The 25,177-nt window shown below is 74.9% G+C and carries 24 protein-coding genes and 1 pseudogene; 12 read left to right on the top strand and 13 right to left on the bottom strand.

The features are described 5' to 3' along the window. Positions 1-12: 12 nt before the first annotated feature. The 5 genes from IE219_RS17155 to IE219_RS17135 all read left to right on the top strand — a co-directional run bounded on the left by IE219_RS17155 (position 13) and on the right by IE219_RS17135 (position 6,374). Positions 13-2,133, top strand: a complete 2,121-nt coding sequence (locus IE219_RS17155; RefSeq protein ID WP_189978231.1) for a SpoIIE family protein phosphatase — start codon at positions 13-15, stop codon at positions 2,131-2,133. 15 nt (positions 2,134-2,148) lie between these two features. Further along, positions 2,149-2,904 (top strand): LytR/AlgR family response regulator transcription factor, encoded by a 756-nt coding sequence (locus IE219_RS17150; protein WP_189978230.1) that lies wholly within the window; start codon positions 2,149-2,151, stop codon positions 2,902-2,904. A 126-nt stretch (positions 2,905-3,030) separates the two neighbouring features. Beyond that, complete coding sequence (locus IE219_RS17145) at positions 3,031-3,414, top strand: DUF485 domain-containing protein (protein WP_189978228.1); 384 nt, start codon at positions 3,031-3,033, stop codon at positions 3,412-3,414. Positions 3,415-3,432: 18 nt separating this feature from the next. Beyond that, positions 3,433-5,169, top strand: a complete 1,737-nt coding sequence (locus tag IE219_RS17140; RefSeq protein WP_189978226.1) for a sodium/solute symporter — start codon at positions 3,433-3,435, stop codon at positions 5,167-5,169. Further along, a complete protein-coding gene (locus tag IE219_RS17135) occupies positions 5,166-6,374 on the top strand; it encodes a histidine kinase (RefSeq protein ID WP_189978224.1) in 1,209 nt (402 codons plus the stop codon). The genes IE219_RS17140 and IE219_RS17135 overlap by 4 nt, the downstream gene beginning before the upstream one ends. A gap of 27 nt (positions 6,375-6,401) precedes the next feature. Here the strand turns inward: IE219_RS17135 and IE219_RS17130 are convergent, their stop codons facing one another. After that, complete coding sequence (locus tag IE219_RS17130) at positions 6,402-6,881, bottom strand: hypothetical protein (RefSeq protein ID WP_373298850.1); 480 nt, start codon at positions 6,879-6,881, stop codon at positions 6,402-6,404. Positions 6,882-6,966: 85 nt separating this feature from the next. After that, positions 6,967-7,527, bottom strand: a complete 561-nt coding sequence (locus IE219_RS17125) for a hypothetical protein (protein ID WP_189978220.1) — start codon at positions 7,525-7,527, stop codon at positions 6,967-6,969. 173 nt (positions 7,528-7,700) lie between these two features. On the opposite strand from IE219_RS17125, the gene IE219_RS17120 reads away from it, so the two are divergent. Then, positions 7,701-8,282, top strand: a complete 582-nt coding sequence (locus tag IE219_RS17120; RefSeq protein ID WP_189978218.1) for a YdeI/OmpD-associated family protein — start codon at positions 7,701-7,703, stop codon at positions 8,280-8,282. Between the two features lie 20 nt (positions 8,283-8,302). Here IE219_RS17120 and IE219_RS17115 read toward each other — a convergent pair whose 3' ends face one another. Then, the gene (locus tag IE219_RS17115; protein WP_189978216.1) at positions 8,303-8,836 is read right to left on the bottom strand and encodes a DUF7822 domain-containing protein; all 534 of its coding nucleotides are present in this window, start codon (positions 8,834-8,836) and stop codon (positions 8,303-8,305) included. Positions 8,837-9,204: 368 nt separating this feature from the next. Between IE219_RS17115 and IE219_RS17110 the strand changes: the two genes are divergently transcribed. Then, positions 9,205-9,759 (top strand): hypothetical protein, encoded by a 555-nt coding sequence (locus IE219_RS17110; RefSeq protein WP_229849816.1) that lies wholly within the window; start codon positions 9,205-9,207, stop codon positions 9,757-9,759. A 91-nt stretch (positions 9,760-9,850) separates the two neighbouring features. On the opposite strand, the pseudogene IE219_RS17105 reads toward IE219_RS17110, so the two are convergent. Together IE219_RS17105 and IE219_RS17100 are read right to left on the bottom strand one after the other, a co-directional pair. Beyond that, positions 9,851-10,024 (bottom strand): annotated as a pseudogene (locus IE219_RS17105) (thioesterase); the annotation flags it as partial. A gap of 4 nt (positions 10,025-10,028) precedes the next feature. Further along, entirely contained in the window at positions 10,029-10,634 is a 606-nt protein-coding gene (locus IE219_RS17100) for a sigma-70 family RNA polymerase sigma factor (protein ID WP_229849815.1), read from the bottom strand. A 414-nt stretch (positions 10,635-11,048) separates the two neighbouring features. Here IE219_RS17100 and IE219_RS17095 point away from each other — a divergent pair, with 414 nt between their 5' ends. Next, entirely contained in the window at positions 11,049-12,269 is a 1,221-nt protein-coding gene (locus tag IE219_RS17095) for a CapA family protein (protein ID WP_189978555.1), read from the top strand. A gap of 54 nt (positions 12,270-12,323) precedes the next feature. Here the strand turns inward: IE219_RS17095 and IE219_RS17090 are convergent, their stop codons facing one another. Continuing rightward, positions 12,324-12,785, bottom strand: coding sequence for a universal stress protein (locus IE219_RS17090; RefSeq protein WP_189978214.1), 462 nt, complete (start codon positions 12,783-12,785; stop codon positions 12,324-12,326). A 90-nt stretch (positions 12,786-12,875) separates the two neighbouring features. On the opposite strand from IE219_RS17090, the gene IE219_RS17085 reads away from it, so the two are divergent. Beyond that, entirely contained in the window at positions 12,876-13,730 is an 855-nt protein-coding gene (locus IE219_RS17085; RefSeq protein WP_189978212.1) for a polysaccharide deacetylase family protein, read from the top strand. 64 nt (positions 13,731-13,794) lie between these two features. On the opposite strand, the gene IE219_RS17080 is transcribed toward IE219_RS17085, so the two are convergent. Further along, positions 13,795-14,457, bottom strand: coding sequence for a class F sortase (locus IE219_RS17080; protein WP_189978210.1), 663 nt, complete (start codon positions 14,455-14,457; stop codon positions 13,795-13,797). 437 nt (positions 14,458-14,894) lie between these two features. On the opposite strand from IE219_RS17080, the gene IE219_RS17075 reads away from it, so the two are divergent. Then, complete coding sequence (locus IE219_RS17075) at positions 14,895-15,380, top strand: hypothetical protein (protein WP_189978208.1); 486 nt, start codon at positions 14,895-14,897, stop codon at positions 15,378-15,380. 98 nt (positions 15,381-15,478) lie between these two features. Here IE219_RS17075 and IE219_RS17070 read toward each other — a convergent pair whose 3' ends face one another. From IE219_RS17070 to IE219_RS17060, 3 genes are all read right to left on the bottom strand, one after another. Continuing rightward, complete coding sequence (locus IE219_RS17070) at positions 15,479-16,033, bottom strand: hypothetical protein (RefSeq protein WP_189978206.1); 555 nt, start codon at positions 16,031-16,033, stop codon at positions 15,479-15,481. Positions 16,034-16,197: 164 nt separating this feature from the next. Further along, positions 16,198-16,962 (bottom strand): bestrophin-like domain, encoded by a 765-nt coding sequence (locus IE219_RS17065; RefSeq protein ID WP_189978204.1) that lies wholly within the window; start codon positions 16,960-16,962, stop codon positions 16,198-16,200. A 118-nt stretch (positions 16,963-17,080) separates the two neighbouring features. Next, positions 17,081-17,656: a hypothetical protein gene (locus tag IE219_RS17060; RefSeq protein WP_229849836.1), complete on the bottom strand. Its 576-nt coding sequence runs from the start codon at positions 17,654-17,656 to the stop codon at positions 17,081-17,083. 555 nt (positions 17,657-18,211) lie between these two features. On the opposite strand from IE219_RS17060, the gene IE219_RS17055 reads away from it, so the two are divergent. Both IE219_RS17055 and IE219_RS17050 read left to right on the top strand, forming a co-directional pair. Beyond that, positions 18,212-19,024: an SAM-dependent methyltransferase gene (locus IE219_RS17055; RefSeq protein WP_189978202.1), complete on the top strand. Its 813-nt coding sequence runs from the start codon at positions 18,212-18,214 to the stop codon at positions 19,022-19,024. Continuing rightward, positions 19,021-21,204 (top strand): putative bifunctional diguanylate cyclase/phosphodiesterase, encoded by a 2,184-nt coding sequence (locus IE219_RS17050; RefSeq protein WP_189978200.1) that lies wholly within the window; start codon positions 19,021-19,023, stop codon positions 21,202-21,204. Before IE219_RS17055 ends, IE219_RS17050 begins: the two co-directional genes overlap by 4 nt. A 61-nt stretch (positions 21,205-21,265) precedes the next feature. On the opposite strand, the gene IE219_RS17045 is transcribed toward IE219_RS17050, so the two are convergent. From IE219_RS17045 to IE219_RS17035, 3 genes are read right to left on the bottom strand one after another with little or no spacing between them, the layout of a single operon-like run. Next, the gene (locus IE219_RS17045) at positions 21,266-23,158 is read right to left on the bottom strand and encodes an NAD-binding protein (protein ID WP_373298849.1); all 1,893 of its coding nucleotides are present in this window, start codon (positions 23,156-23,158) and stop codon (positions 21,266-21,268) included. 12 nt (positions 23,159-23,170) lie between these two features. After that, the gene (locus tag IE219_RS17040; RefSeq protein ID WP_229849813.1) at positions 23,171-24,430 is read right to left on the bottom strand and encodes a cation:proton antiporter; all 1,260 of its coding nucleotides are present in this window, start codon (positions 24,428-24,430) and stop codon (positions 23,171-23,173) included. Positions 24,431-24,433: 3 nt separating this feature from the next. Continuing rightward, a complete protein-coding gene (locus tag IE219_RS17035) occupies positions 24,434-24,904 on the bottom strand; it encodes a cation:proton antiporter regulatory subunit (protein WP_189978541.1) in 471 nt (156 codons plus the stop codon). Between the last annotated feature and the right edge of the window lie 273 nt (positions 24,905-25,177).

Genomic DNA, 25,177 nt, shown 5'->3' with positions numbered 1-25,177 from the left:
TAGCGTGGCCCCATGAGCGCGGGCACCGGGGGAGCGGACACGGCGGGCCGGCCGGACACGCCCCCGCCGGACGGAGCCGCTCCGCCGGGCGGCGCGGCGGCACCGATCCTCGGTGCCGCGGGCGGCGCCTTCCGCATGGGCGGCTTCGACTGGGACCTCGTCACCGGCACCATGACGATGGACGCCGCCGCCCTCGACGTCTTCGACTTCGCCGAGGGCGAGTACGACGGCGTCCCCGAGACCCTCGGCAGCCGCGTCCTGCCCGACGAGGGCCGCCGGCTCGACACCCTCGTCGCCCAGGCCCTCAAGGAGGGCACCGACCAGTACGGGGCCTACTTCCGCATCCGCCGCCGCGACGGCTCCCAGCAGTGGACCCACACCCAGGGCATCATCCACCGCGACGCCGCCGGCCGCCCCGTCCGCATCCTCGGCGTCCTCCGCGACGCCACCCACGAACTCAGCGAGTCCGCCGCCCGCCTCGGCCTCGACGAGGGCCGCCGCCGCCGGGCCGGCGTCATCGAGGGCACCACCGCCGCCCTCGCCCACGCCCGCACCGTCCAGGACGTCATCGACCTCCTCAACGACTCCCACGCCCTCGAACACTTCGGCGCCGCCAGCCTCGTCGTCGGCCTCCTCGAATCCGGCCGCATCCACCTCGTCGCCGAGGGCCCCGAGGGCTCCTTCGTCCCCGGCACCCGCTTCACCCGGGTGGACGAGCCCTACCCGATGAGCGAGGTCATCCGCACCCTGCGGCCCCGCTTCATCGACGACGCCGAGGACTTCGCCGCCTCCTTCCCGGTCCTGTGGCCGCACATCAGCGGCCTCGGCATCACCTCCGCCGCCTACCTCCCGCTCATCGCCCAGGCCCGCCCCATCGGCGCCCTCGGCTTCCTCTACAGCGACAAGACCGGCTTCAGCGAGGACGAGCGGACCCTCCTGGTCGCCCTCGGCAGCAGCATCGCGCAGAGCCTCCAGCGCGCCATGCTGTACGAGCAGGAGCACGACCTCGCCGAGGGCCTCCAGCAGGCCATGCTGCCCCGCCGCATCCCGGACGTGCCCGGCACCCGGATAGCGGTCCGCTACCGCTCCGCCCGCCTCGGCCGGGACGTCGGCGGCGACTGGTACGACGTCATCCCGCTCCCCGGCGGCCGGGTCGGCGCCGTCATCGGCGACGTCCAGGGCCACGACACCCACGCCGCCGCCGTCATGGGCCAGCTCCGCATCGTGCTGCGCGCCTACGCCGCCGAGGGACACCCCCCGGCCACCGTCATGGCCCGCGCCTCCGTCTTCCTCCACGAACTCGACACCGACCGCTTCGCCACCTGCACCTACGCCGAGACCGATCCCCGCACCGGCATCGTCCAGGTGGTCCGCGCCGGGCACGTCGACCCCCTCATCCGCGAACCCGACGGCACCTGCCGCCGGGTCCCCGTCGAGGGCGGCCTCCCGCTCGGGCTCTCCGCCGAGTTCGGCCGGGCCGACTACCCCGTCACCGCCCTCGAACTCCAACCCGGCCGCACCCTCATGCTCTACACCGACGGCCTCGTCGAGAAGCCCGGCGCCGACCTCGACGAGGGCCTCGCCTGGCTCTCCGCACTCGTCCGGCGCGGCCCCTCCGACCTGCAACAGCTCGCCGACCTCCTCTGCGAGGTCGTCGCCGACCGGGGCGGCGGGGACGACGTCGCCATCCTGCTGCTGCGCCGCCTCGGCGTCCGCCCCGGCACCGGCGGCCGCTTCCGCCAGCACGTCGCCCAGAGCGACCCCGAGGCGCTGAGCGCCGCCCGCCACATGATCCGGGCCGCCGTCCGCGCCTGGGGCGCCGGCGCCCGCGCCGACGAGATCGAACTCGTCGCCGACGAACTCATGACCAACGCGCTGATGCACACCGACGGCGGCGCGATCGTCACCCTGCGGCGGCTGCCCGGCCCCGGCCGGCGGCTGCGCGTCGAGGTCGAGGACCGCTCCAGCGCCCTGCCCCGCCGCCGCGAGGCCGGCGACGCGGGCGTCTCCGGCCGCGGCCTCCTCCTCGTCGAACAGCTCTCCGACACCTGGGGCGTGGAACCCCGGGGCGGCGGCAAGTGCGTCTGGTGCGAGTTCGCCGTGCCGGAGGAACCGCCCGGCGCCCCGCGCTGAAGTAGGCTCCCGCGCATGCTGCGCGCACTGGCCGTCGACGACGAGGAACCCGCCCTCGGGGAGCTGCTCTACCTGCTCCGCGCCGACCCCCGGGTCCGTACCGCCGAGGGCGCCGGGGACGCCACCGCCGCGCTGCGCCGGATCGGCCGGGCGCTCGAATCGGGCCCGGACGGCGAGGAGGCGGTCGACGTCGTCTTCCTCGACATCCACATGCCCGGCCTCACCGGCCTCGACGTCGCCCGGCTCCTCGCCGGCTTCGCCCGCCCGCCGCTGGTCGTCTTCGTCACCGCGCACGAGGGCTTCGCCCTCACCGCCTTCGACCTGAAGGCCGTCGACTACGTGCTCAAGCCGGTCCGCCGCGAGCGGCTCGCCGAGGCCGTCCGCCGCGTCCACGAACTCGTGCACGCCACCGCCGCGCCCCCGCCGCCGGCCGCCGCGCCCGAACAGATCCCCGTCGAACTCGGCGGCGTCACCCGCTTCATCGGCGTCGACGACATCGCCTACGTGGAGGCCCACGGCGACTACGCCCGCCTCCACACCGACCAGGGCAGCCACCTCGTCCGCATCCCGCTCTCCACCCTGGAGGAGCGCTGGGCGGACCGCGGCTTCGTCCGCATCCACCGCAGCCACCTCGTCGCCCTCGACCGCGTCGACGAACTCCGCCTCGACGGCGGCACCACCTCGGTCCGGGTCGGCACCGCCGACCTCGCCGTCAGCCGCCGCCACGCCCGCCACCTCCGCGACCTCCTGATGCGCCGCGCCGGCACCTGACCGACTTCCCCGCCCCGCGGGCCGTACACATGTGCGGCGTACAGGAGTGGCCCTGAGCCCCTACCCGCCCCGCGCCGCTTCCGCTTACACTCCACGGGCCCACCCGCCCGTCAGAGAGCGACGCCGATGCCGGAGCACCTTCAGCCGCGCCGGCCCCGGCGCGAGACCGTCACGCACGCCTCCGCCCTCGGCGACCGGCCCGCGCCCCGGCTCCGGACCCGGCCGCCGCACCCGCCCGCCCGCTCCGAGATAGACGAGCAGACCACCCTCGGCCACACCTACGTCCGCTCCCTGATGCGCAGCCAGCTCAGGACCGGGCTCACCGCGCTCGGCGCGCTCGCCCTGCTGGTCGGCACCCTGCCGCTGCTCCTCGCGCTGCCCGCCCCCGAACTCCTGGTGTGGGCCGCGCTCGGCGTCGGCGTGTACCCCGTCGTCTGGGCGATCGCCCACTGGTACGTCCGCCGGGCGGAGCGCAACGAGCGCGACTTCACCGGCCTCGTCGAGCGCTGAGCCCCGGGAACGACCCGCATGAACCAGACCTACGCGGTCACCGCCGTCACCGCTGTCGTCCTCGCCACCGTCCTCATCGGCGCCCTCGGCCTGCGCGTCTCCCGCACCACCTCCGACTTCTACGTCGCCTCCCGCACCGCCGGGCCGCGCCTCAACGCCGCCGCCATCAGCGGCGAGTACCTCTCCGCCGCCTCCTTCCTCGGCATCGCCGGACTCGTCCTGGTCCAGGGCCCGGCCATGCTCTGGTACCCGGTCGGCTACACCGCCGGCTACCTGGTGCTGCTGGTCCTCGTCGCCGCCCCGCTGCGCCGCTCCGGCGCGTACACCCTCTCCGACTTCGCCGAGGCCCGGCTCGAATCCCCGCAGGTCCGGCGGCTCGCCAGCCTCTTCGTCGTCGGCATCGGCTGGCTCTACCTGCTGCCCCAGCTCCAGGGCGCCGGCCTGACCCTGGAGATCCTCACCGGCGCCCCCGACTGGGTCGGCGGCCTCCTCGTCGCCGTCGTCGTCACCGGCACCGTCGCCGCCGGCGGGATGCGCAGCATCACCTTCGTGCAGGCGTTCCAGTACTGGCTGAAGCTCACCGCCCTGCTGGTGCCCGCGCTGCTGCTCGCCGCCGCCTGGTACGGGGACGGCGCGCCGCGCGCCCGCTTCGACGCCCCGGCGGTGCTGCGCGAGCACACCGTGGTCCGGGTCGCCGACACCGTCCGCGTCGGACTCGACGCCCCGCTCCGGGTCGCCGTCACCGGCACGGTCGACGGCGTCCGGTACGAGGACCGGACCGTCACCCTCGACGCCGGGACCCACCGGGTGGGGGCCGGCACCGTCCTCGCCCTCCCGGCGGGCAGCGCCGTCCCCGAGCGGGCCGGGACCGGCTCCGACGACCCCCTCGGCTGGTCCCAGCCCCTCGCCGGGGGCCGCGACGGGCACCAGCTGTACGCCACCTACGGCCTGATCCTCGCCACCTTCCTCGGCACCATGGGCCTGCCGCACGTCGCCGTCCGCTTCTACACCAGCCCCCACGGGCGGGCCGCCCGCCGCACCACCCTCGTCGTCCTCGGCCTGATCGGCGCCTTCTACCTGCTGCCGCCCGTCTACGGCTTCCTCGGCCGGGTCTACGCCCCCGAACTGGCCCTCACCGGCTCCGCCGACGCCGCCGTCCTCGTCCTGCCCGAGCGGATGGTCGGCGGCGTCCTCGGCGAGGTCCTCGGCGCCGTCCTCGCGGGCGGTGCCTTCGCCGCCTTCCTCTCCACCGCCTCCGGCCTCACCATGTCGGTCGCCGGGGTCCTCGCCCAGGACGTGCTGCCCTCCCGGGCGGTGCGGCACTTCCGGCTCGCCACCCTCCTGGCCACCGCCGTCCCGCTCGCCACCGGCGCCGTCGCCACCAAGGTGCCGGTCGCCGACGCGGTCGGGCTGGCCTTCGCGGTCTCCGCCTCCTCCTTCTGCCCGCTGCTGGTCCTCGGCATCTGGTGGCGGCGGCTCACCCCGCCGGGCGCGGCCGCGGGACTCCTCCTCGGCGGCGGCTCCGCGCTCGCCGCCGTGATGGCCACCCGCGCCGGGCTGGCCCCGGCCGGCTGGCCGCACACCCTGATGGCCTGGCCCGCCGTCTGGTCCGTCCCGCTCGGCTTCCTCACCATGGTCCTGGTCTCGCTCGCCACCCCGCGCAGCGTCCCCGCCGGCACCCCGGCGATCCTGGCCCGGCTGCACCTGCCGGAGGAGTTCACCGCCCCCGTCCCCGCCCAGGAGGCCCGCCGGTGAGCGGCATCGCACTGGCCGCGGCGGGCGCCGCCGGGGCCGTCCTCCTCGCGGCCGGCGTCGTCCTCGGCCGGCTCACCGCCCGCCGCGACGGCGGCTCGGCCGGCCTCGACCTCGGCACCCCCGTCGAGCGCGCCACCTTCCACACCCTGCACACCGCCTCGCTCGCCGCCCCGCCGCTGCGGGCCGGGCTGGCCGGGGAGACCGCGGGCCGGGCCGTCGGCCCGCTGCGCTCCCTCCTCGGCACCGAGTCGCTCTGCCTCACCGACGGTTCGGCGGTCCTCGCCTGGGACGGCCCCGGCGAGGGGCACCACCACGAGGAGGCCGCCGGGCTGGCCGCCGCGACCCTGGAGACCGGCCGCAGCCGCTCCGCGCCCACCGGTTGCGCGGACCCGGGCTGCGCGCTGCGCTGGGCCGTCACCGCCCCGCTGACCGGCGAGGAGGGCGTCCTCGGCGCGCTCGTCGCCTACGGCCCCCGGGAGTCGGCGGTGCTGGTCCGGGCGGCGACCGAGGTGGCCCGCTGGGTCTCGGTCCAGCTGGAGCTGTCCGAGCTGGACCGCTCCCGGACCCGGATGGCGGAGGCGGAGATCCGGGCCCTGCGCGCCCAGATCTCCCCGCACTTCATCTTCAACTCGCTGGCGGCCATAGCCTCGTTCGTCCGCACCGACCCGGAGCGGGCCCGGGACCTGCTCCTGGAGTTCGCGGACTTCACCCGCTACTCCTTCCGCAGGCACGGCGAGTTCGCCCAGCTCGCCGACGAACTCCGGGCGATCGAGCAGTACGTGGCGCTGACCGGGGCCCGGTTCGGCGACCGGCTCAAGGTGACGCTCCGGGTCGCCCCCGAGGTGCTGCCGGTGGCGCTGCCCTTCCTCTGTCTCCAGCCGCTGGTGGAGAACGCGGTCAAGCACGGCCTGACCGACCGGGAGCGGGGCTGCCGGGTGGTCATCGCCGCGCGGGACGCCGGAGCTGAGGCGGTGGTGACGGTCGAGGACGACGGCGCGGGCATGGACCCGGAGCGGCTGCGGGCGGTCCTGCGCGGCGAGCACCCCGGCGGCTCCGGCATCGGCCTGTCCAACGTCGACGAACGCCTGCGGCAGGTGTACGGGGCGGAGCACGGCCTGGTCATCGAGACCGGCGTCGGCGCGGGCATGAAGGTGACCGTGCGGATACCCAAGTACCGTCCCGGGGTGCACCCTTCGGCCCCCTGACGGTCCGTCGGCCCCGGTCCGGCCCCGTCAGGTCAGCCAGAGCGCGAGGTGGGCGACCGGGAGCCCCAGCCGCCAGGCGGGCAGCCAGGTCCGGACGGCCTCGTCCACCAGCGGCTCCGGCCCGGCGGTCCCGTCGTCGAGGTCGGCGGCGTGCAGCCAGGTCTCGCTGAGTCCCCGCCAGGCGTCCCGGGCCAGGGCGAGATCGGCCCCGCCGGGGTCCTTGGCCTCCTCGGCGGCGAGCCGCTCGGCCACCCATTCCGCCCAGCCCGCCTCGTGCGCGGTGAGGCGCAGCCAGTCGCCGGACGCGGGCCGCCCGGACAGGTGGACGGTCAGGGCGAGCGACCGCAGGGCGGCGCGGTGCTCCAGCGAACCGGGCTCGGTGAGCCCGGCGGCGGTCAGGTACTGGTCGGCCAGGTACTCGGCGCACAGCCAGGCCATCGGTACGGCCAGACCCCCGCCGTTCCTGCGGCCGGCGCCGTTCGTGCTCTCGGGCGGCAACGCTCCCACCTTCTCCCGGACGTGGGGACCCCGCGGTTCTCGGGGTCCGGGGGAGAGCCTCCTCCGCCCGGGGCGTCCGCGCGTCCCGCTTTGCTCAACTCGCCGGTGTGGTTTCGGATACGTTCTCCGGCCGGATCGGTGCGGATGAGGCGGACGGGTCGGCAGGGGCGGACGGGGCGGCACCGGAGACTGGCGCGGGCGCGGGCGCGGAGACCGGCGCGGGCGCGGAGGCGGGCGCGGGGGAGCGGCGGCGGACGAGCGAGGAGAGCGCGATGACGGCGACGGCGAGGGCCAGGGAGTCCAGCGGGAGGATCCCGCCGAGGGTGTCGGTGATGGTGTCGATGCCCCGCCACACGACGACGAGCCACGTGGCCGTCCCGATCAGCAGCATCGGCCCGGTCCGCCGCTCGCCGGTCACCCGCATCCCGATCCAGAGCACGATCGGCAGGACGAGGACGGTGTTCATCAGGGCGGTGGTGAACGCCTGGTCGGACGAGTAGCCGGTCGGCGACCCCAGCGCGGTCGACGCCTCGGCCACGAGCCCGAGCCCGAGCGTGTCGGAGAGGATGACGTGCGCCGCGCCCACGGCGAGCAGGCTGACGGGGACGGCCTTGGCCAGACGGGGCAGGGCGGGGGTATGGGGACGGTGAGCCATGACCAGGACTATACGCATCGGGTATACACGCCATGCATACCGCCCTCCCGGAGTGCCCGGCGGTAAACCTGAAAGCCCATCAACCCCACACCGGTGTCCGATACTTGACCCTCCCGGAGGATGATCGCGCCACCGGGCCGCGACCCGGTCGCACGGGCGATACCCTGGGCCGCATGGCTGAGATCGGTGGAGTGGAGATCCTCGCGTTCGAGGACGGGGCGGCGTTCGAGGAATGGCTCGCCGGGCACCACACGTGCCAGGAGGGCGTGTGGGTCCAGGTCGCCAAGAAGAAGTCCGGCATCCCGACCGTCACCGACGACGAACTGGTCGACATCGGACTCTGCTACGGCTGGATCTCCGGCCAGCGGCGCTCGCTCGACGAGCGGTACTACCTCCAGAAGTACGTGCCGCGCCGCCCCAAGAGCCTCTGGTCGCGGGTGAACGTCGACAAGGTGGCCGCCCTCACCGCCGAGGGCCGCATGCGCGAACCCGGCCTGGCCGAGGTGCGCAAGGCGCAGGAGGACGGCCGGTGGGCGGCGGCCTACGAGTCCCAGAAGACGGCCACCGTCCCGCCCGACCTCGCGGCGGCGCTCGACGCGGACCCCGCCGCCCGGCACGCCTTCGAGGCCCTCGACAAGACGGGCCGCTACCTCCTGATCCTGCCCCTCCTCCAGGCCCTCACCCCGGAGACCCGGCGGGCCCGCCTCGACAAGGCCCTGGAGACCCTCGCCCCCGGCTCCCCGCCGGAGGCGTAGCCCCGGGGGCGCCCGCCCCGTCAGCCGGGGAAGGAGAAGTAGAGCGCGTCGGCGTAGAAGGACGCGAAGTGCCGCTGCCAGTCGGCCCGTACCGAGGCCAGCCACGCGTCGTCCCGGCCGGCGATCGCCTCCTCGGCGCGGGCGACGGCGGCGGGAATGTCCGAGGCCACCAGGCGCCGTACGCTCTCCACCGGGTCGTCGTCCGTCATCGAGACGACCTCGCCGGTCTCCAGGACGGCGTACTCGGCCCGCTGCTTCTCCAGGTGGGCCGTGGTCCCGGCGACGCACTCGGCGAACCCGGCGTCGCCCTCCAGGCCCTCGCCGACCACGCGCAGGAGACCGAGGAGCAGCTCCGCCCCGCCGTCGTACCGTGCGGCGATGCCGACGGGAGGGTTCCAGATCATGGACGGCACGACCACCGTCCCGCGTCCGGCCAGCAGCTTGTGCGCCAGCGGGACGTCCCAGTTGTGTTCGGACACGCAGCGGATCCGCCGGGGTGTCCCGGCCTCGCTCGGCATCGAGTCGGTGGAGTAGAGGTAGGAACGATTCGCCATGGCGGCGACGCTAACACCGGGGTCCGACATCGCCGCCGTACCGGGTTGCGCGCCCGCCCGCCTGCCCCGGCGTCACCTCGCCGGGCGGTGGGGGAGAGCCGGAGATACCCGGTTCGGGGCGTTCCAAACGGTGGTGCGGGACCGGTGCCCGGGGTGGTGGAGGCCGGTGTCCTTTATCCGGTGCTTCTCCTCGGTGAACCTCGGACAGGGTGGGTACATGCGTTCGATGGAGGCGTTCCTTCGCGTGAAAAAGGTGCCTGTACCACCAAACGGTGAACCTGTCCTTTGCGGCCCTTAGGCGGACATCCGGCTGGAAAGCCTGCCCTCGCTCCTCGAAGAGGTGCACGAGCAACCGACAGGAGAAGACCGTGAAGCGCATCTCGTTCCGCCGATCCGCAGGTCTGACGGCCGCCGCCGTGGCCCTGATCGCGGGCCCCGCCCTCTCCGCCCACGCCTCGACATCCGCCGCCCCGACCGAACAGCGGGCCTACGCCGAGCAGGTACGGGCCGCCGGCCTCACCGACCGGCAGGCCGGACAGCTCCAGCAGCAGGTCGACGCCGTCCTCGCCCGGGAGCCGCAGGCCCGCCAGACCTCGGCCAACACCCTCGCCATCCCGGGCGGCACCGTCACGGTCCCCGCCCCGGGACAGACCGAACCACGAGATCTCGCCGCCCCGGACGCGCGCGCGGCCTGCGGCGACGGGCACCTGTGCATCACCGACGGGCGCGGTGTGAACTACGACTACTACCGGTGCGGTTACTACGACTTCAACGGCATCGGCAACGGCACCTTCAACAACAACCAGACCCCCGGCACCCGCGCCCGCTTCTACAACAGCGACGGCAGCGAGCGCTGGTCCCACGTGGCCAAGGGGACGGGCACCGCGTCCTGGACCCCGGTCTACCACATCCGCCCCTGCTGATCCCCCGTCCGTCCGCGTCCCCGTCCTCTCCGGAGGGCGGGGACGCCCCGTTTCAGGCGGGAGGGGCGCCCGGGGCGAGCAGGGCGTAGACCGCCGTCAGGGCCTGCCCGGAGAGTCCGCCGCCCTCGCGGGCCGGCCGGTCCGACCGGGGGAGCCGGAGGACGGCCTCCCGCTCGCCGACGGCGTCGACGGTCAGCCCCGGATCGAGGACCCGGGGGGCGAAGTGCCCGGCGAGGATCTTCTCGGCGGCGGGAGTCAGCGTCACGGCGTCATCGTGCGGCCACGGCGCGCGGCCGGGCGACGGCGCCGTGCCGGGGCCGGTAGCCGGGCAGCGCGCGGCCGAGCTGCCGAAGGGCGTAGTGGGAGCGGGACTTGACCGTCCCGGCCGGGATGCCGAGGTCGCGGGCGGCCTCGGCGACGGTGAGCCCGTGGAAGTAGAGCCGGACCAGGACGGCCCGGTGCTCCGGGCTCAACTCCCGTACCGCCGCCCGGACGTCGAGCGCCGCCTCGGCCGACTCGGTCGGGTCGGAGGGGTCGGGGGTGACCGCGAGGACCCCGTCGCCGATCTCGGCGGGGCGGGCCAGCCGGGAGCGGCGGGCGTCGATGGCGATCCGGCGGGCCACCGTGAACAGCCAGGGCCGGATGGAGGCGTACGCGTCGCTGAACGCCTCGGGATGCTGCCAGGCCCGGACCAGGGTCTCCTGGGCGAGGTCCTCGGCGCGCTGGCGGTCCCCGTAGGTGAGGCCCAGCAGGAACGAGAAGAGGGCCGGGCCGTGCTCCCGCTGAAGCTCCTGGAGCGTCCGCTCGTCGGTCGTCCCCAGAGGTCCCGCCGTACCCGGCGGCCCCACGGCCCCCGCCCGCTCCGCGGTCCCCACCCGTCCCACAGGACCCGGCCGCTCCACTGCCCCCGCTCGCCCCACCGGCCCCGGCCGCCCCGTCGTACCCGTCGTCCCCACCGGCCCACCGGCCGCGTGTGCCGTCACGGTCGTCGTCATCGTCGCCGTTGTCATGGCCTCCGCCTTTCCCCGCCCGCTCCGCGGTTCGTCGTCCGCGCCGTATACGAACGCATCCGGGCGGACGGGGACAGGGAACGGGCAGCGGTCTGCGGCGAACGGTCGTAACGAGCGGCGAATGGCACGGCGAACGGTCGGACGGCGATCGGGTGGCGTGCGTACGTCCGATTCGGTGGGGTTCGCCGCCGGGCCCGGCCGAGTGTCTTGACGGAGCGCCGTCCGGAAGATGAATTCGGCAGAACACATGTTCTTCCGATGATCGGGGTGGCAGTCGTCATGACCGCAGGCACCAGACCGGCACGCGCCAGACTCGCCCGTACCGGCTCCACCGTCCTCGCCGGCGCGCTGCTCGCCGTCGTCGCCGCGTGTGCGCAGGGCGGCGGCCCCGCCGGGGACCCGGCCGACCCCGGCGACCCGCCGCGCGGCTCCGCCGTCCCGCGCCCCGCCGCTCCGGCGCCCCGGCCCGCCGGCTTCACCCTGGTGGCCTCCGGCGACGTCCTCCCGCACGACTCGATCATCCGCCGCGCCGCCGCCGACGCGGGCGGCGACGGCTACGACTTCGCCCCCATGCTCGCCGGGGTGAAGCCGGTCGTCTCCCGCGCCGACGTGGCCCTCTGCCACATGGAGACCGTGTACGGGGCGGACGGCGGGCCCTACACCGGCTACCCCGCCTTCAAGTCCCCGCCCGAGGTCGCCGCCGCGCTGAAGGCCACCGGCTACGACTCCTGCTCCACCGCCTCCAACCACACCCTCGACGACGGCGCCGCCGGACTCGCCCGCACCCTCGACGCCCTCGACGCGGCGGGCGTCCGGCACGCGGGCTCGGCCCGCACCGCCGCCGAGGCGGCCCGGCCCACCCTCCTCAAGGCGGGCGGCGCGACCGTCGCCCAGCTCGCCTACACCTACGACACCAACGGCTACCCGCTGCCCGAGGGGCAGCCCTGGGCGGTGAACCCGCTCGACGAGACGAAGATCGTCGCCGACGCCCGCGCGGCCCGCGCGGCGGGCGCCGACGTCGTCGTGGTCAGCGTCCACTGGGGCACCGAGTGGCAGACCGAGCCCGACGAGCGGCAGCTCTCCCTCGCCCGGACGCTCACCGCCTCCCGCACCGGCGACCGCCCCGACATCGACCTCATCGTGGGCACCCACGCCCACGTGCCCCAGGCGTACGAGAAGGTCAACGGCACCTGGGTGGTCTACGGGATGGGCGACCAGATCGCCGGGGACATGATCAACCACGAGGGCGCCTTCGACCCCCGGGGCAACCAGGGCAGCATCGGCCGCTTCACCTTCGCCCCGCCGAAGCGGCCCGGCGCCCGCTGGGAGGTCGTCAAGGCCGAGTTCGTGCCGCAGTGGTTCGACACCGAGGACGGCCGGGTGGTCAACCTCGGCGCCTCCGACGGCTCCGACCCGCGCCATCCCGGCATCCGCGAGACGATCCGCCAGGTCGTCACGGGCCGGGGCGCCGACAGGGACGGACTGGTGATGGGAAGCTGACCCGCACCCGCACCCGCACCCGTCCCGCCGCTGCCGCCGGAGCCGTGAGGCCGGTCAGGGGACGACCGTGACCGGCCAGCGGCCCGCCTTCACCAGCCGTACCGCCACCGAGCCGACGAAGCGGTGCCCGGCCGACTCCGAGGCGCCCACCACCACGGCGTCCGCCTTCAGCTCGTCCGCAGCCCGCACCAGGCCCGCGTAGGCGTCCCCCTTGAAGGTGTGGAACTCCCACCGCACCCGCCACAGGTCCCTGACCCGCTCGGCCGAGGTGCGGATCTCCGCGGCCAGCCCCTCCGCTATCTCCTCGGTCGCCCCGGTCACCGGGGCGCCCAGGGCGGCGCCGGCGGCCAGCACCGGCTGCACGTAGACCAGGGAGAGGAGGGCGTTCTGCCGCCGGGCCAGCCCGGCCGCGTACGCCGCCGCCCGCAAGGACGAGGCCGAACCGTCCACCCCGGCCATGATCACCTTGGGGCCGTCGGTGCCTCGTTCGAACTGATGGGGCCGCTGTTCGCTCACTTTTCGAGGGTATCGGCCCATCGGGTGCAATCGGGCGGCGGCCCGGTGTCGGTGAGCGCCCCGCACCCCGCTCCGTACGAACCATGGGTCATGAAAAATGATCAGCCTCTCATCGGACGGAGGTCGGCGCTCCGTCTCGCCGCCGCCCTCGGCGCCACCGTCACGGCCGGGGCCCTCGCCGTCGACTGCCTCACCGCCGACGCCCCCGCGCCCGCCGCGGCGCCCCCCGCCCGGCCCGCCGCCCCCGCCGCCGGGGCGCCCGCCGCACCCCGGCTGAGCCCCGCCGCGTACCGGCTCCGGCCGATGACCGCGTACGCCCCCGCCGCCGCCCCGCACGCCCTGCCGCCGGTCCGCACCCGCCCCTTCCTCTCCCTCGCGGACGTCGGCCGCGCCATGGTCCTCACCTTCGACGACGGCCCCGACCCCCGCTACACCCCGGCGATCCTGGACACCCTGCGGCGGTACGACTGCCGCGCCGTCTTCTTCGTCTGCGGCGAGATGGCGACGGACAACCGGGACCTGCTGCGGCGGATGGCCGACGAGGGGCACGTGGTCGGCAACCACACCTGGACCCATCCGCTCGTCCCCAAGCTGCCGCCCTCCCGCATCCGCACCGAGCTCGGCTCCACCAGCGAGGTCGTCGAGAAGGTCCTCGGCGAGGCCCCGCGCTGGTACCGGGCCCCGTACGGCGCCTGGAACCGGCACTCCTTCGAGATCGGCGCGGAACTCGGCATGGAGCCGCTGGCCTGGACCGTCGACACCCTCGACTGGACGGAGCCCGGCGCCGACACCATCGTCCGCCGGGTCCTCGCCGGGGCCGGGCCCGGTGTCGTCGTCCTCTCGCACGACGCGGGAGGGAACCGCTCGCAGAGCGTCGCCGCGCTCCGCCGCTACCTCCCCGCCCTCCTCGACGAGGGCTACACGCTCACCCTGCCCCGGCGCTGACGGGGCGCACGGCGAGGGGCGCGGAGAGGGATTCCCCCTCCGCGCCCCTCGCCGTGCCCGGCGGTCAGCGCGAGGCGACCATGCGGGCGTAGACGACCACGTTCCCGTCGTAGCCGCCCGCCCGGGTGTAGCCGCCGCCGCAGGTGATCACCCGCAGCTCCGGCTGCCCCGTGTCGCCGTACACCTGCGGGCCGGGGAAGTCCGCCTTGGAGTACACCTCCACGCCGTAGACCTCGAAGACGGCCACCCGTCCGTCGTACCGCTCGACCTCGACGTGCTGACCCTTCTCCACGGCGCCGAGCCCGTAGAAGACGGCCGGGCCCTTCTTGTTGTCGACGTGCCCGACGATCACGGCGGTGCCGCGCTGGCCCGGCGCGATGCCGTTCTGGTACCAGCCCGCCAGGTTGGCGTCCTCCGGGGGCGGGGCCGCCACCCAGCCCTCCGCGTCCAGGCCCACGTCCATGATCGGCGCGGCCACGCCGATCGCCGGGACGCGGATCCGGGAGGCGGGCGCGAACGGCAGCGGCCGGAGGCCCGCGGACGCCTCGGCGGGCGGCGGCGCGACCGGCCGCGCCGCCGGACGGGCCGCGGCGGCCGGCTGCGGCGGACCGCCCGCGACGTCCACGCCGTTGCGCATCATCGCGAGTCCGGACAGCATGGCGAGGGCCAGGACGCCCCAGGGGTGTCGTCTCCTGCGCTCGGGAACGCGGAAGTCCTTCGGGGGCATGGTTCTCCCTTCGTGGCGACGTGAGAACGGTAAGGGCGGGTCCGCGGCCCCGCGCTCCGGGCGGACCGAACGGGTCGTCACCGCCGCCGTCCGGGTGGCCCCGCGCCGGACCCGGCCCCGCACCGGCCTTCCGCTCCGCCGCCGGCTCCCCGCCACCGCTCCCGCGCGGCGCGGACGGGGGCGGTCCCGGGGGCGTTCGTCACCCCGGGTGACAGGGCGCTGGCCCATCCGAGTATTCGTCAGACAATCGTTCCGTGCGCCTCTGACCTGCGGTTGTCCCCGCGCGAGCAACTCGATCGGCGGCACGGTCGCTCACCGGACCGGCCCAGCGCCGATGTGCAAGGAATGCCCCAAGTTGTGATGGTTCGTCATGGAAGACGTACTCGTCGAATCTCCCGGAGCACCGCTTCGGGGCGTCTTCCACTGGAGGTTCAACCATGCGTGCTGCACGCACTCTGGCGGTGACCGCCACCGCGCTCGCGGCGGTCGGCCTGGCCGCGCCCCTCGCCGCCGCCACCAACGGCCCCAGCGGCGTCACCGTCAACCCCTACGACGTCCACGCGGGGTCGACGATCACGATCACCGCCAAGGGCTGCGGCCACGGAGGCACCGTCACGTCCAACGCCTTCCCGGAGACCAGCCTCTCGGTCAACTCCGACGGCCTGTCCAGCGGCATCGCCCGCGTCTACAACAACGCCACGCCGGGCAACTACAACCTGGCCGTCAAGTGCAGCGACAACTCCAAGGTCGTCACGCACCCGTTCCGCGTCCTGTCGGGCAACGGCACCCAGGGCGGTCTGGGCGGCTCGCTGGCGCCCAGCTCCACCGAGATGGCCGTCGGCGGCGGTCTGGTCGCCGCCGCCGCGCTCGGCGGCGGACTCTTCGTGATCCGCCGCCGCCGCGTCACCGGCGCGGGCGTCTGACCGGACGAACCTCCCGGTCCGCCGGCCGTGCCCGCCGCCCCCGTGTCCCGAGAGGGAACCGGGGGCGGCGGGCCGTCGGCCGTCCGCCCCGGGCGGGGTCAGTGGCGGCGGGCCGAGCGGCGGCGGAGCGCGTACGCCGAACCGGCCGCCGCGGCGAGTACCAGGGCCGTGCCGGCCGCCAGTGTCCCGGGCCCCGGACCGGCCTGTGAACCGCCCAGTCCGCCCTGGACGCCGCGCGGTGCCAGCAGCACCGTCGCACCCGTCGTGGGCGTCGTCGTCGCGAGGCCGCTGATCGTCAGGTCCACAGTGGTCTGGCCCCCGCCCGAGCAGTTGAACGCCACCGTGTACACGGCGCCGCGCTTGGCGTCCGCGTCCACGGTGGCGGTGGCGGCCGAACCGGGTGCGATCTGGACGGTGTCGAAGATGCCCGCCGTCGCCGTCGCCGTGCTGGAGCAGCCGGGGGCGCTGAGCGTCACCCGGCCGCCGGGGGCGACCAGGGACGGGGAGACGACGTAGTCGCCCGCCGCCTTCGCTCCGCGCGCCCGCGGGTTCGGAGCGGGCGCGCCGTCGACGGCGAGCGCTGCGGCGGGAGCCGCCAGGGCGAGGGCGACCGCCCCCAGCAGGGTGGCGGACGCGGCACGTATCGCGCGCATGGTGATTCCTCCGGGTCCCGAGGGCCGGCCGCGGCGGTTTGGCCGCGAGGAGCCTCAAAGCACCTCGTTGCCCGCCACGCTAGGAGCGCACTACCACAGCCGCGATCCCAGACGCGCGAATGGGGCATGGGAGTCCCCCGAACGGTACAGTTTCGACCGGTGGATCAGCCTGTGACCTGCGGGAACAGGTCGGTGAACGGCGCGGCGGTGGCCGCCAGGCCGCGGCCGAACGGCGCGTCGAAGTCCCAGATCAGGAAGAGGAGGAAGGCGATCAGCGCGCTGTAGAGGCCCGCGAGCAGCAACTCCCGCCCGGTGCGCCGGATCTGGAGGATGAAGATCAGCCCGACCGAGACCAGGGCGCCGATGATCAGGCCGAACCAGACCACCCCCGGCATGGTCTCCCCGGCGCTCTGCCCGCGCGCGCCGCGCGCGTCGTCCGCCACCATCACCTGGTCGACCAGCGGCTGGTACGCCTGGCCCTCGAAGTCGTTCGCGGGCACGTAGTCGGTGACGCTGCGCCGCACCTTCCCGAGGAGCGCGTCGCCCTCCGGGGTGGTCGTGCCCTCGTCGGCCATGTGCGAGAACTCCTGGTTCACCACGTACGAGACGTACGCGTCGACGTCGCCGCGGATCCGGGTGCGGACCGGCTCCGGGTAGACCTGCACCCGCTCGGAGATCTCGTGCATCGCCTGGGCCTCCTGGCGCACCACCTCCTGGGCGGCGCCGCGCGCCTCCCACACGCCGGCGATGGCGAGACCGAGGACGATCGCGTAGATCACGCCGATCATCATCGTCATGTATTCGAGCACGTCGGGGGTCTCGCTCGGGTCGTCGTCGTCGGTGATCCGGCGCTGGTTGATGACGACGATCGCCAGGACGACGGCGCAGGCGGCGGCCATCGCCAGGGCCAGGACGAGCCATTCGGACATGGGTGTTCCTCGGTTCTTCCGCGGAGCCCGCGGAGGGGCGGTGTCAAGGGGATAAGGGGGCAGGGGGCTACGGGGTTACGGGGATGTGCGGTGGTGCGGGGAAGGGCGGGGGCTCCGGTCAGCGGGAGCGCGGGCGCAGGACCACGGTCGCGATCACGGCGGGCGCGGTGATGAGGAGCATCGTGGTGACGGGCGAACCGGTGCTCTTGGGCTGGGGCCGGGCCGCCCGGCGGTAGTGCGGGAGGGCGGCCGCCCCGGCGGGCGCGGGATGCGGCGCCGCCGTCGGGGCGGGCGGTGCGGGGGCCGGGGGCTCCTCCGGCGCCGGGGGCGCGGGCGCGGGGGAGGAGGGGGCGGCGGGGTCCGGGCTCGGCCGGGGCGCCGGGGTGGCGGCGGGCGGCCGGGACGCGGGCCCGGAGGGGGGCGCGGGCGCGGGAGGGACGGGCGGCGGAGGGGCCGGGGTCGGCCTCGGCGGCTGGGTGGGGGGTCTCGGAGGGGCGGGCGGAGTGGTGGAGGGGAGCGGGGGAGTCGTCGGCGGCGGTGTGGTGGGCCGGGGCGGCGGCGAGCACGAGCCGCCCGGCCCGATGACCGACACCGACGTGTGCGAGCCCCCGGGCCCGACCGTGGCGAAGGCGCAGGAGTCGGCGGCGGCCGGCGCGGGCGCGGCGAGCAGCCACACCAGGGCGGCGGCTGCCAACGGCCGCGCGAGGGATGATCCGTACAGAGACACGCCGACGAGCTTGAACACACGCACGCCGAACCGGGGGCCGAATGCGGGGGGATTCCCCGGATGGTGGGGATCTCGTGGGGCGTCGGTTTGACGTCCGCCCCCCGAAGGAAGGATTTCCGGCCCGGGGAAGGGGTATCCATGGGGGGCGCGTCATGGCCGACGGGAGCCGTCCGGGTGCCCTCCGGCCATAACTGTCCGGTTCTCACCCCCTGGTGGGGGCGGTGGGCCGGACCGGGGCGCGCCGGCGGCCGCGGTCGTCGGGAAGATCACCGAGGTGCGGGCGGGTGCGGTCCGCTCTTGTATCGTTCTCCGCATTCGACGCACGATCAGATGCACGTGAAGGTGCACGGCCTGAAGGCGTGAACTATTCGCTCCGACAGCACCTGTCAAAGGCGTGTGACCAAGAACGGACCGCGAATTTCCGTTTCTACTCGCCCTCTCGGCGGACGATCAGTAGCCTCACCTCGAACACGGCCGCGAACACCGGGCCGCACACCCCGTGGCGACTTGTTGGAGACATCGATGGAGCGTCCCGCCTGGGCCCCGCCCGGCATCGACATTTCGGTGCCGAGCGTGTCCCGTATGTACGACTTCTATCTGGGCGGCTCGCACAACTTCGAGGTCGACCGGGAAGCCGCCCGCAAGGCGATGGAGTTCCTGCCCGGCCTGCCCAAGATCATGCAGGCGAACCGGGCCTTCATGCGCCGCGCCGTCCGCTACGCCGCTGACAACGACGTCACCCAGTTCCTCGACATCGGGTCGGGGATACCGACCTTCGGCAACGTCCACGAGGTCGCCCGCGCCGCCGACCCCGCCGCCCGCGTCGTCTACGTCGACCACGACCCGGTCGCCGTCGCCCACAGCCGGGCCGTCCTCGACGGCGTCGACGGCACCGGCGTCGTCGCCGCCGACCTGCGCCGTCCCGCCGACATCCTGCACAGCGCCGAGGTCCGCGAACTGCTCGACTTCGACCGGCCCGTCGCCCTGCTGCTCATCGCCGTCCTGCACTTCCTGGAGGACGCCGACCGGCCCTACGAGGCCGTCGCCGAACTCCTCGACGCGCTCGCCCCCGGCAGCCTCCTGGTCCTCACCCACGCCTCCTACGAGGGCATCCCCGTGGACGCGGAGCGGGCCAGCGGCACCGTCGACGTCTACCGCTCCACCCGCAGCCCGCTGGTGATGCGCACGGCCGAGGAGATCGGCCGCTTCTTCGAGGGCGTCGAGACGGTCGAACCCGGCCTCGTCCCGATGCCCCACTGGCGGCCGGACAGCCCGGCCGAGGAGGAGGATCCGTATGCCTTCTCCGGTTACGCAGGGGTGGGGCGCAAGGCGTGAAGGTCCCGTCGCAGCCGTCCGGATCCGCCGGGGAGACCGACGGCCCGGAGGACAGACTCAGGCGGTTCGTCACCATCTGGGGCCGGGCCATCTTCCCGGTGACCGCCACCTCCCTCACCCGGGCCGAGTTCGAGGGGCACCTGCTGCCGCTCGCCCGGCTGCTGTGCGACGCGCTGCTCGCCCGGCCCTTCGACACGGCCCCCGCCCAGCGGGCCGGCGCCGGACTCGTCGACGCCCACTGCACCGACCCGGACGCCCTCGGCCGCAGCCTCGGCGTGGTCGACTCGTACCTGGTCCTGTACTGCGGCCGGGACGACGGCCTCGGCGGCGAGGACCTGCGGGCCCGCTGCGCCCGCCTCCAGCACGCCATGGCCACCGGCTACGCCCAGGCCCTGCGCGAGCGGACCCGGGCCGAGCAGGAGTCCATCGCCCGCTCCGCGCTCGCCGCCCGCAGCGCCGCCGAGATCGCCCTGCACGCCACCGAGAGCCGCTTCCGGGCCGTCTTCGACGGGGCCGCCATCGGCATCGGCATCGCCGACCTCGACGGCCGCGTCCTGGAGGTCAACAACACCCTCACCCGCATGTTCGGCGGCGTCGAGGGCCACGTCCGGGGCAGCAACATCAGCGAGTGGGTCCACCCCGAGGACGGCCCGCACGTCTGGCGGCTCTACGACGAACTGGTCCGCGGCGAGCGCGAGCAGTACCGGGTGGAGAAGCCGTACTACCGGGGCGACGGCACCGTCCTGTGGACCAACCTCACCGTCTCCCTGCTCCGCGACGCCGAGGGCGAGCCGCAGTACCAGCTCGCGCTCATGGAGGACGTCACCGAGCGGCGCCTGCTCCACCTGCGCCTGCGGTACGAGGCCACCCACGACGCCCTCACCGGGCTCCCCAACCGGACCCTGTTCTTCGAACGCCTGGAGAAGGCCGTCACCGCGGGACCGAACGGGGAGAAGGGCCGCTTCGGCCTCTGCTACCTCGACCTCGACGGCTTCAAGGCCATCAACGACAGCCTCGGCCACTCCGTCGGCGACCGGCTCCTCGTCGAGGTCGCCGACCGGCTCCAGAGCTGCGCCACCGGCCCCGGCGAGATGGTCGCCCGGCTCGGCGGCGACGAGTTCGTCGCCCTCACCACCCGCACCGACGGGGAGCGGGACGTCGCCGGACTCGCCGACCGCATCCTCGCCGCCCTCTCCGGCCCGATCGGCATCGACGGCCGCGAACTCACCGTCCGCGGCAGCCTCGGCGTCGTCGAGGGCCCGGCCGGCGAGCGCACCCCCGCCGAGGTGCTGCGCAGCGCCGACATCACCATGTACCGGGCCAAGTCGGCGGGCGGCAACCGCTTCGAGCTCGCCGACCCCGAGGCCGACGCCCGCGCCATCACCCGGCACGGCCTCACCACCGCCCTGCCGACCGCCCTGGAGCGCGGCGAGTTCTTCATCGAGTACCAGCCGCTCGTCCACCTCGACGACGGCAGCGTCCACGGCGCCGAGGCCCTGGTCCGCTGGAGCCACCCCCAGCACGGGGTGCTCGGCCCCGACCGCTTCATCCCGCTCGCCGAGGACACCGGCCTCATCGTCCCGCTGGGCCGCTGGGTCCTCCAGGAGGCCGTCCGGCAGGCCCGCTCCTGGCAGTTGGAGAACCCCAGGACCGGCGGCGCCGGACCGCTCCGCGTCAACGTCAACCTGTCGCCGACCCAGCTCCACCACCCCCGGCTGGTCGCCGACACCGTCGACGTCCTCGAACGGGCCGGGCTCGACCCCGGCGCGCTCTGCCTGGAGGTCACCGAGTCCGCCCTGATCGGCGCCGACGAGGACCTCCTCAAGCCGCTGCGCCAACTCGCCGAGATGGGCGTCGACATCGCCCTCGACGACTTCGGCACCGGCTACTCCAACCTGGCCAACCTGCGCCGCCTGCCGGTCAGTGTCCTCAAACTGGACCGTTCCTTCACCCGGGGCATGCAGCAGCACCCGGTGGACCCCGTCGACCTGAAGATCGTCGAGGGGATCGTCTCCCTCGCCCACAGCCTCGAACTCGCCGTCACCGTCGAGGGCGTGGAGACGGCGGCCCAGGCCGCCCGGCTGCGCGAGATCGGCTGCGACACCGCCCAGGGCTGGTACTACGCCCGCCCCGGCGCCCCGGACCGCATCCACTCCCTGGTCCTCGCCGACGCGGTCTGAACCCGCCGGACGCGCGCGGGCCCGCTCCCCCGACGGGGAACGGGCCCGCGCGCGTCCGGGGTCAGGCGGTCCGGCCGCCGCCCGGCGGTTCGGCGCGCGAGCGGTCCGGCGGGTCCGAGGGCGGACGCGGCGCCGGTACGGGCCCCGCGCCCCGGCGGCCGGTGCCGTGCAGGAGGTCGGGCAGACCCGACCGGGTCACCGCCACCACCACCCGGTCCCCGGCCTGGAGCACGTACCCCGGGTGGAGGTTCCACAGCAGCGCCGGGGGCTCCGCGGGACCGGCGGGGTCCGGCGCCGTCCCCGCCCCCGTGTCGAGGGCGAGCACCCGCCACGCGCCCGGCCGGAACGCCTCCGCGACCGTCCGCCCCTCCAGATGGTGATGGCCCGCCACGTCGACCGCGGCGAACAGCAGCACCCGCCGCTCCACCGGGATCGCCCCCAGGATCTGGCGGCCCATCATCGCGGCGGCGAAGGTCGGCGCGGCGAGCGTCGACACGCTGCGGCTGCGGGTCAGCGCGGCCGGGTGCGCCGCCCGCAGGGCCCGGTAGACGGTGGTCGCGAAGTCGTCGTCGTACAACCGCAGCGCGACCAGCAGCTCCGGCGCCAGCGCGCGGGCCGCGAGCGCCGCCTCCAGATTGGTCGTGTCGGAACTCGTCAGCGCCAGCAGCGCCCGCGCCCGGGGCGCCTTCGCCGCCTCCAGGACGCCCTCCTGCGTGACGTCGCCCAGCACCACGGGCACCCGCAGCCGCCGGGCGTGCGGGATGCCCCGCGCCTCCGGGTCCTCCTCCACGCACACCACCGGCACCCCCAGCTCCCGCAGCCGCACCAGCACGCGGGTGCCCACCCGGCCCAGGCCGAGCAGCACCACGTGATCGTCCAGGCCGCGCGGCGGGCGCCGCAGCGCGGACGCGTTGCGGTACGCGCCCAGCGCCTCCAGGACCCCCGCGATCAGCAGCGGCAGCAGCGCCAGGCCCAGCAGCCCGGCGAGCAGCTGGAGCACCTGGCGGGACGTCTCCTCCCCGACCGCCGGATCGTTGATCGCGAAGAGGTCCAGGAGGGTCAGGTAGGCCGCGTGCAGGGGATGGTCCCCGGTGGTCAGCCAGGCCGTCACGGAGAGCGCGGTCACCGCCGCGACCACCCCGGCCAGCGCCCGCCGCAGCCGCCCCGACAGGAGCTCCCGCAGCGAGGCGCCCCGGGACTCCCGGCGGCGCGGCTGCGCCGGGGCGCGGCCGATCGCCTCCAGGACGACCGCCCCGCGCCCGGCCGCCGCCCGCACCTCCGCGTCGTCCGGCAGCAGCCGGGGCGCGAGGCCCCCGCTGCGGTCCGAACCGTCCGCGCCGGCCGGGTCGGCACTGGTCGAGGAGAGCAGCGCGAGCGTCACCAGGCCCGGTGCGGCGAGCGCCCCGGGCCCCGGCGGCATCCGCTCGGCCGCCCGCAGCAGCAGCCCGTCGGCCTGGACCACCTTCCGGGTCCCCGCGACGGCCGTGGCGGCCAGCGCGGGCGCGGCGGTGTCCGCGTCGGACAGCACGACGGTCGAGGCGTCCCGGTCCGTGTCCGCCGGACCGTCGGGCGGTTCGCTCGCCCGGTCCAGCAGGTCGGCCATCAGGTGCCCGAGGTTGCGGTTGTACATCCGCAGCACCAGCCGGACGCCCGGGGCGAGGCGGCGGGCCAGGAACGCCGCCCGCATGTTGACCTCGTCGTCCTCGTAGAGCAGCGCCAGCGCCTCGGCGCCCCGCAGCCCCGCCCCCAGCAGCGTCCGCTCGTCGGGCTCGGCGCCCTCCGCGTACCGGACGCGCTCCGGCGCGCCCTCCCGGCCGCCGACGCCGGGGGCGACGAGGACGACGTCCCGCCGGTACACCCCGGCCAGCTCGGCGGCGAGCCGGTGCGCCAGCGCGTCGTCCCCGAGGACGAGCATGGCCTCAGCCGGCGCGGTCCCCTCCCGTGCCTCCCCCATGGCGTCCTCCGCTCAGCGGTCGTGCCGCACGGTGTCGGCGAGCTCGTCGTGCGCCCCGCCGGACTCCTCGGCGGCCGCCTGCGGTTCCGGCGCGGACGCCGGACCGGACGGCCGGCGCCGGGCGATGACCCAACTGGCCACGGGCTCCGTGTAGCGGGCCGTCAGCGGCCCGATGACCACGAGGATCAGCACGTACGCGGTGGCCAGCGGGCCCAGCGAGGGCTCGATGCCCGCCGAGACGGCCAGCCCCGCGATGACGATGGAGAACTCGCCGCGCGCGACCAGCGTGCCGCCGGCCCGCCAGGAGCCCTTCGCCGAGATCCCGTTGCGCCGCGCCGCCCAGTAACCGGTGGCGATCTTCGTACCGGCGGTGACCACCGCGAGCGCCAGCGCGGGCAGCAGCACCGGCGGAATGCTCGTCGGGTCCGTGTGCAGGCCGAAGAAGACGAAGAACACGGCCGCGAAGAGATCCCGCAGCGGGCTGAGCAGGTTGTGCGCGCCCTCGGCGACCTCACCGGACAGGGCGATGCCGACCAGGAACGCGCCGACCGCCGCCGACACCTGGAGCTGCTGGGCGATGCCCGCCACCAGCAGGGTCAGGCCCAGGACGACCAGGAGCAGCTTCTCCGGGTCGTCGCTGGAGACGAAGCGGGAGATCAGCCGCCCGTACCGGACGGCGACGAAGAGCACCAGACCGGCCACGCCCAGCGCGATGGCGAGGGTGACGCTGCCGGCCGCGAGACCGGCACCGGCCAGCAGCGCCGTCACGATCGGCAGGTACACCGCCATCGCCAGGTCCTCCAGGACCAGGATGCTGAGCACCACCGGCGTCTCGCGGTTGCCCAGCCGGCCGAGGTCCCCGAGGACCTTGGCGATGACGCCGGACGACGAGATCCAGGTGACGCCGGCCAGCACGACCGCCGCCACCGGACCCCAGCCGAGGAGCAGGGCCATCGCCGCGCCGGGCAGGGCGTTCAGCGCCCCGTCGACGAGACCGGCCGGGTACTGCGTCTTGAGATTGGTGACCAGATCGGTCGCCGTGTACTCCAGACCGAGCATCAGGAGCAGCAGGATGACGCCGATCTCGGCGCCGATGGCGACGAACTCCTCGCTGGCGCCCAGCGGTAGCAGTCCTCCCTCGCCGAAGGCGAGTCCGGCCAGGAGGTACAGGGGTATGGGCGAGAATTTCAGCCGCCCGGCCATGCGGCCGAGCAGGCCGAGACCGAGGATGATCGCTCCGAACTCGATGAGGAATACGGCGGACGAATGCACCGATCACTCCCTTCCAAGGATCGCGGCGGCGGCGTCGACGCCTTCATGGGTACCGATGACGATGAGGGTGTCCCCGCCGGCCAGCCGGAAGCCGGGCCCGGGGGACGGGACGGCGTCCGCGCGGCGCAGTACGGCCACGATCGACACGCCGGTCTCCGTGCGCATGCGGGTCTCGCCGAGGGTCCGTCCGTTCCAGTGCGAGGCGGAGGAGAGCTCGATCCGCTCCGCGACGAGCCCCAGCTCGGTGGTGTGCAGCAGGTTCGGACTGTGGTGGGAGGGCGTCAGCGCGTCGATGAGCGCGGCGCTCTCCCCGGCGGTCAGGTGCAGCGACTGGAGGCAGTCGTCGGGATCGTCCGACCGGTAGACGTTCACGCTCCGCGTGCCGTCCCGGTGGGCGATCACCGACAGGTGCCGGTGTTCTCGTGTGGTCAGGTCGTACTGGACGCCGATGCCGGGAAGCGGCGTCGAGCTCATCCGTGAAGTGGGCACAGCCCCGACTCCTCGTGTTCGTCTCCGTGTGAGCGCGCGCGGCGAGGAGGCCGGTGCCCCTCCCACGGGAGGGCGGGCCGGGGCCGCGGCCGGAACATCATGCCATCTACCAGGGATTTCGCGCATGGGTGTCGTCACGGATGGACACGGCCCCGGACCGCCGCCAGGATGAGGCGGGGACGTAGGCTCCCTCGCAGGCCACGAGGCCCTCCACGCGCCGGGAAGGACCCGGCGGCATCCGGTGGAGCCACAGGGGAG

Origin of the sequence: Streptomyces termitum, assembly GCF_014650175.1 — a bacterium.
Lineage (GTDB): Bacteria > Actinomycetota > Actinomycetes > Streptomycetales > Streptomycetaceae > Streptomyces > Streptomyces termitum.
The sequence above is the reverse complement of the archived record's forward strand: the minus strand, read 5'-3'. Positions and strand labels throughout refer to the sequence as shown.